This window comes from Chitinivibrionales bacterium (assembly GCA_014728215.1).
GTDB lineage: Bacteria > Fibrobacterota > Chitinivibrionia > Chitinivibrionales > WJKA01 > WJKA01.
Genome location: WJLZ01000127.1, coordinates 1 through 6,757, shown reverse-complemented (window position 1 = coordinate 6,757; position 6,757 = coordinate 1). Strand labels below are relative to the sequence as shown.

The window sequence follows — 6,757 nt, the reverse complement described above, 5'->3', positions numbered from 1 at the left end:
CATCATTATACGAATACGAACCACGAGCTGCATTGAAAACAACCTTTTCGGGCAGAGGAACAACCTTAGAAAGCCTCTGCTTAGCTGAATTGTTTTCTTTGGCTTTGATGACCTCTAAAATAATAGGCCTCCCGGTAATTTGAGTAATTGTCAAATGTTGTGTATATGACATATCCAGATTTTATAGTTACGCTGCTTTTTCCAATAGCTCTCCGTCAACAAATTTTGCACCATTCAACACTAATGGAATCAGGTTATAACCCCACATCCTTTGCCACCGCTTTGATGCCATTTGTATCAGCTTAAATATCATCATGAATGTTGTTTCCTCTGTACCATGCCCTCGCGTTGATACGCTTCTTAGCCGTACTGTGGCAAACGTTGATTCTATCGGATTTGTTGTCCGTATATGCTTCCAGTGTTTTGCCGGATAACTGTAGAATGTTAAAAGATGTCCTTTGTCTTTCTCGAGACATTGAGATGCTTTGGGATATTTATCCTTAAACCGGTCAAGGAATCTATTGAACGCCATTTCAGCATCTTCACGACACTCTGACATATAGATTTCCTTAAGCATCTTATGTGCCTTTGAACGAAGTGATTTCGGTAGTTTGTCAAGGATGTTTACTGTCTTGTGTACCCAGCATCTTTGGCATTCTGTTTCTGGAAATATCTTTTGCACTGCGGCCCAGAACCCCAAAGCACCATCGCCGATTGCAAGGGCTGGAGATTGCATACCTCTATCACGCAAATCCCGCAGGAGTGTTTTCCAGGATTCTTCACTTTCCCGGTAACCGCTTTCTACGGCAATAAGCTCTTTATGCCCTTCTTCAGTAGCACCGATAACAACAAGAGTGCACAGACGATTATCGCTGAATCTGACGTTTGTATAAATGCCATCAACCCATACGTAACAATAACGCGTGTTAGAGAGGTCTCGGTTTTTCCATTCATCAAATTCATGTTTCCAATGGGATTTCATGCGACTGACGTTTGTGGCAGACAAACCAGACACGGAATCACCAAGTAATTTTTCTAATGCGGAAAACATGTTATTCGTAGAAATGCCTTTAAGATATAAAATCGGTATGGCTTCATCGATTTTGGGATTCCTCCGCATATACTTCGGAAGAATGCTGCTACTATAATTTTCAATACCTTTGTTACGAACTCTGGTACGAGGAACCTTGACTTTAATCTGCCCGTCTCCGATAGTGATTGTGCGTTCCTTATTATATCCATTTCTAACAATTTGAGGCGAACCATCAACTGATATACATGTGCAATTAACCTGATCCATATACGACTTTATTTCCGCTTGTAATGCTACCTTGAGCATCTGTTCTGCTCCAATACGTGCAATGTCACTGAGAGACATAGTTGAAAATTCTTTTGATTGTGAAGCGGTGAAAGTATTTTCTTTCATGGCATATCCTTTCAATGAAGTTTCAGTAAATGTTGTAATTTAAAGATACTTCTGGATATGCCATTTTTATATTAACTCATACACAACATTTGAAAATATCTCCAATCCAGAGAGTGTCCGAATCTTTATGTCCGGAAATTATTGAATCATATGCCTCCCTGCAAAAATAAAGCGAATCAGCGCCTTTACCGAAAGCACTAATTAAATCATCATTCCCTGATATGAATATCTTTATGCCCAGATCAGAACACAAAGGGCTGACAATGTATAAGAAACATGCCGCTGATAAGACAATGAACTTTTTCAAAATATGCCTCTTTATAAAAATAGGTTTAATTAACCATTTTATATCAATTGATTCGTAAAATGAATCAATTAATTAATTTTAAGCCCCATCATCTCTGAACACAATATATTTGCTTTTTATTGCTTCGAGAAATCTTACTTAATCAAGGGCGCTGGAATAATTTCTTCAGCATTTTGCATGTTTAAGCGGAGAAGAACATTTCCCGAGTGTCGCGGCCTGATTGAAAAATCGTTTTTTAGAATTTTTTCATTTTCTTTATCCGGATATACCCTCCGTAAATTCCTTCCATGAAGATCATACACCTCGATTGACTTTATCCCCTTGTTGGCGGGTAACTGGATACGATAAACCGCCCCTGAACGCTGCAATTTTATTTTCTGTTCCTGTTTTACACGACGGACGTTGCTATTGCCCGATATTCCCGGTATGCTTGTGAGATCAAGCTTGAAAATACTGCTCCCCTGTGTGCCGGCAAAAAGCGTATTATTTTGAATGGTCATTGAGAGAACTCCATAATTCCATAACCCTTCATTGAACGGTTCCCAGGTTTTCGCGCTGTCAGACGACATAAACACGCCGCCGCCAAGCGTTCCGGCAAATACCAGACCGTTCCATGTTGCAAGAGCTTTAACTCGAGGAAGGCCCATATACGGCTCCTCCCAGGTATCGCCGTTATCCAGTGAGCGGCAAACGCCTTTGGTATACCTGTTAACATACACAACATCACCCTCGGCAGCGCATGCGACGAATCGCGTGGTCTCATCAGTTAATTTTGATATCCATGTACTGCCGCTGTCGTCGGATATATAAAATTCATATCCGGTCAAAAAGAGGCGCCCATTATTTTCAATAATTGTCCTGAAGCCCTCCTGAGAGCGGAGTCCGGTTGTGCACGCCTGCCAGGTGGTATCACCGTCCCGTTTTCTGTATACACGGCCGCGCTCCGAAGCGGCAAATACATACGTTCCAATCGATCCGAATCCGCGGATACCAACTGTATCACCCATGCCGTCATTCATTGTGCTCCAACCGGTGTCTATTTCCATGTTCCTGTGGAAAATACCGCCATTTGCGTCAAGGTAAAGATCGTTTCCCTTAACATGGCAGGCTTGTGACCTGATATGATTTTCAAATAATTCTTTTTCATGCACAGTCTGCCAGGTTTTTCCTGAATCGATCGATAAAAATGAAGCATAATGGTAGGTCGTAGCTAAAAGTGTATTATTATTTGAGCTTAATGATTGGATAGTATGGCTATATAATTTATTATTTCTTGAAGCAATTGTATTGTTGGACAAATTATAAAAATAAATACCAGGGCCGTGTCCTGCCAGAAGGAATTTTTCATTATTTACGGCTAAAATATTTATTATATCAAGATTATCATTTAATTTGTTCCAAAGGTTTGCAGTGTCTTCAGATAAATATAAAGCGTCATGATTATCATATAATAGAAAACCATTGAAAGAGAAAATATACGAAGCAGCAGTATATTCAGATATTCCATCATCCGATTTTTGCCATGATTCACCAAAATCAGTCGAACGATAAACGTTATCCATATATGTGCCGGCAAAGAGTATTGTATCTACTACGGCAAGAGAATACACTTTTTTGTCTTGCAAACCGTTATTAATTATTTCCCAGGTAAGACCTTTATCTCTGGAACGCATTACGCCGTTATACTTGCTCCCTGAAAAATAATAATCACTAATCTTTTCAAAATCACTGAAAAAATAGAAACGCGGGAAATCCGGTTCAATGCTCAAATTTGTCCATGTTTTTCCATTATCCTCTGACCGAAGAAGTGACATCTGAGTTCCAGCAAACAAAATGCCGTCCAGTAAGGCCAGGGCCCCAACGTCATTATCAAGAGACATCGTATCAAAATAAATGTTCTCCCATGTCTCTCCTTTGTCATGCGACATTAGAATACCGTTGTACCATGTTCCTCCGTATAGCGTATCACCTTTGCAGACAATGTCATTGAAACTCAAGCTGTAAGTTTCGGGCGAATGACGCCAGGTCGCTCCGCTGTCGTCCGACATGAATACACCACCCCTGTAGGTACCGGCAAAAAACCTTCCGTTACTCGCGGAAAGGCATAAAACATAACCGCCGCAAGGGCCGCCTGCAGGTTCCCACGTTTGTGAAAAGGAGAGAGAAACCAGCAAAAGCAGGAGCGCCATTGATGTATTCTGCATAAAAATCCTCCAGAAAAATGGCCGTGGAGGTTTCAATCTCCTCCACAGCCTGATAATACAAAATTACTTTTTCTTGGTAAATGAAAGAATGGCTATTCCAGCATTTTTTATTTCACTATCGATATATTCATCATATCTTTGTGCACCAAATACTTGACGAGCTTCATGAAAATTACCTTTGAAGCCGCTGGATTTCATCCATTCGTATAATTCATCATCGCCAACACCTTCGATAATATCCTGCTGCATGCTGCCTGTGGCCGCATTTGCCAGATACACAGCTTCGGGCCCCTCAAAGGAAGTTACTTTCGTACTCCCATCAAGAATGTTTCGTAGTCTTGCTATTCCGGCGCCCTTTCTTTTAAAATAATTCTCATAGATCATTTCAGATGCTTCAGAGAGACTCTTCCCTTTTATTGTACCGATTTTCAAGCCGGCGTGCATCATATTATCCCTTACAAACTTATCGATTGCACGTTCACGCACATTTTGCTTTATTTCGATTTTCCCCTCTCCGGCTTGTTCCGACAAAAGCTTTCCTTCGGTGGCTTTTTCTGCCAGAATATCAAGAATTTCCTCCCGTGTGTGCTTTCTCTTCGCATAGGGCATTACCGAACCGGTGTAATTATTCTCTATCCATACATTAAGCTCCGAACCATTTAGAAAACAGGCGCCGTTTTTTTCGGCAATTACTTTGTCCGGAGAAACCAGCAATTCATGACAAGTGTATACCCAGGTATCCATGGATGGTTCATAGCCGTTTTCCTTCCGGATCCTGTATGATTCACTGTTTTGTACCAGTTCCCAGAATGCCTTTTCATCGACAAAGGTAACCGATACAATTTTTTCAGCCATTTCGGTGAGCCATCGTTCAAAAAGACTTTTCCGCAACAGAGCGTCTTTTTTCGCTGCATGCGGCAGTGCCGGATCATTAATGGCAATATTATCATCATCAAAAGAAGCGCCAAACACATCCTGATATACTTGTTTTTCTCCATTTCCTCCAGGAAGCTTTCTGATCTGGGTTAATCTTTTTATCGCCTCGGCTCTTTTAATTTTAATTACCGCCAACATGGGATCCTGATTTGCATTATCCAGCTTTTGAGCAATTTCATCTCTGGATAGTTCGAGGTCACCAATTATGACTATTGGTCCCTGAGCAAAAACGCCAATAGATAAGAACGCCGTCCAGAATAATATTGTTTTTAATGATAAACATTTCATAATAAAATTCCTTTCTGATATTCTTTCTGATATTTTATGCTTGATTAAATTATTCGGTAATGCCGGCCCAGTTCATATCATAGCTGTCGGGCATATTGTCCTTATTGTAGCCGTATTTCTTAAAAAAGGAACAATACTTATCATCATATGCCCCAATTCCTATTACAGGCGGACCCCATAAGTCATAGCCAAGAACATTGATTCCGTATGGTTTTTCCTTTGTGCATCCATAATTGTGTTTTTCATAAACCCATGCATAGTTATACTCATCGGTACACAAATATGCGACACAGTGGAGGTTTTTTCCGACATTGATCTCACTTCCAGAAGAGCCTATGCCCATTTCATGTGGTTCCGGATCATTTTGAACAATAGGATCTTCGGCTAATCGAATAACATCAAATGAATTCAGCAAATTTTCCGGTTGCGGCGAAGGTGCAGCTCCAGTCCTGTGCCCTTTAAATACTGCACGCTGATTACCATCACCCACATCCGGATCAAGATCGTCATCAATACAATATTCATTATAATAATATTGACCATAGTACAAATAATACTTCCCGCCGTCAACATAAATGTGCGGAAACCTGTATCTATCCGAAGGCGCCCCTCCCGGAAAATCATATTCATATTTTTCCGCCCATTCATAATCCATGGCGAGATAATCGGCGGTTCCCCAGCAATTGGCATGAATGTCGGTACAGGTTGTGAAATCGTTTTCAGCATATCTGCCTTCCATATAAACTGAACGCCACTTTAGTTGAGTTATAGGATCAGATTCCCAGGGATACCAATAACTATTATAATAATCGTTCGGGTGGTTGACCATTCTGTTGCGATCATATTCAAGCTTTGATTCAACATAATCTACTACTTCCTGAGGTATATCTTGAAGGCCAAGCGTATTATCCGCACGAATAAGTGATGCTATAATGTCAGCATCAATGTAGCGATATTGCCATTGACCATACATGTAAACTGCACCATACCATGGTCCCGTATTTACATAGTATTCAATATGGCCCCTCCATTTGTTGTACCAGGTCTCTACCCCACTCGTAACAGAAGCATATCGGGTACTTATGGCAATCTCGCCCTCAGATAATAATTGAAACCAGCCATAGCTGTTAAAATATGGCCTGACAGCCTGGCTTTGAAATGTCATTAATAGCGCGAATGCAAAAATCGATACTATATATTTCCGCATAATAGACTCCTTATGAAAGAACTTAATTTATTCCATATTTAATGCAAGTTTTTGGTGGATTTAAAGTATTTTAGTTATGGTGTTAATAAAATGCCGGATGAGGGAGTATTGTGCTCGTCCGCCAATGAGCCAATTACTCCCTCTATTTATATACCCATTCTTTTAAGCCCATGCTATAACCTCCTTTCTATGGTACCAAAACGTTTATGCGGTATTGGAAAATGTACAATGTTGTAATGTGCTGCGAATGGATATCATAAATCGGCTCTGACGTTCCACTCACGACGTCAGCACGATTTGATTATTGTAGCGAAAGTTTCGATAGAAAATCAATCACATCCTTCTCAGCCTTATCCTTGATCTATGAATCTAAAGATAGAGACTTATTG

4 protein-coding genes are annotated in these 6,757 nt (G+C 40.4%); all 4 read right to left on the bottom strand.

Going from position 1 to position 6,757, the window contains the following annotated elements; genetic code table 11:
* Window positions 1–187: 187 nt before the first annotated feature.
* The 4 genes from GF401_10275 to GF401_10260 all read right to left on the bottom strand — a co-directional run bounded on the left by GF401_10275 (window position 188) and on the right by GF401_10260 (window position 6,368).
* On the bottom strand, window positions 188–1,426 hold the full coding sequence (locus GF401_10275) for an IS256 family transposase (protein MBD3345435.1): 1,239 nt from the start codon (window positions 1,424–1,426) through the stop codon (window positions 188–190).
* Between the two features lie 441 nt (window positions 1,427–1,867).
* Entirely contained in the window at window positions 1,868–3,937 is a 2,070-nt protein-coding gene (locus GF401_10270) for a hypothetical protein (GenBank protein ID MBD3345434.1), read from the bottom strand.
* 63 nt (window positions 3,938–4,000) lie between these two features.
* The gene (locus tag GF401_10265) at window positions 4,001–5,161 is read right to left on the bottom strand and encodes a hypothetical protein (GenBank protein MBD3345433.1); all 1,161 of its coding nucleotides are present in this window, start codon (window positions 5,159–5,161) and stop codon (window positions 4,001–4,003) included.
* A gap of 49 nt (window positions 5,162–5,210) precedes the next feature.
* Window positions 5,211–6,368, bottom strand: a complete 1,158-nt coding sequence (locus GF401_10260; protein MBD3345432.1) for a hypothetical protein — start codon at window positions 6,366–6,368, stop codon at window positions 5,211–5,213.
* Window positions 6,369–6,757: the final 389 nt, after the last annotated feature.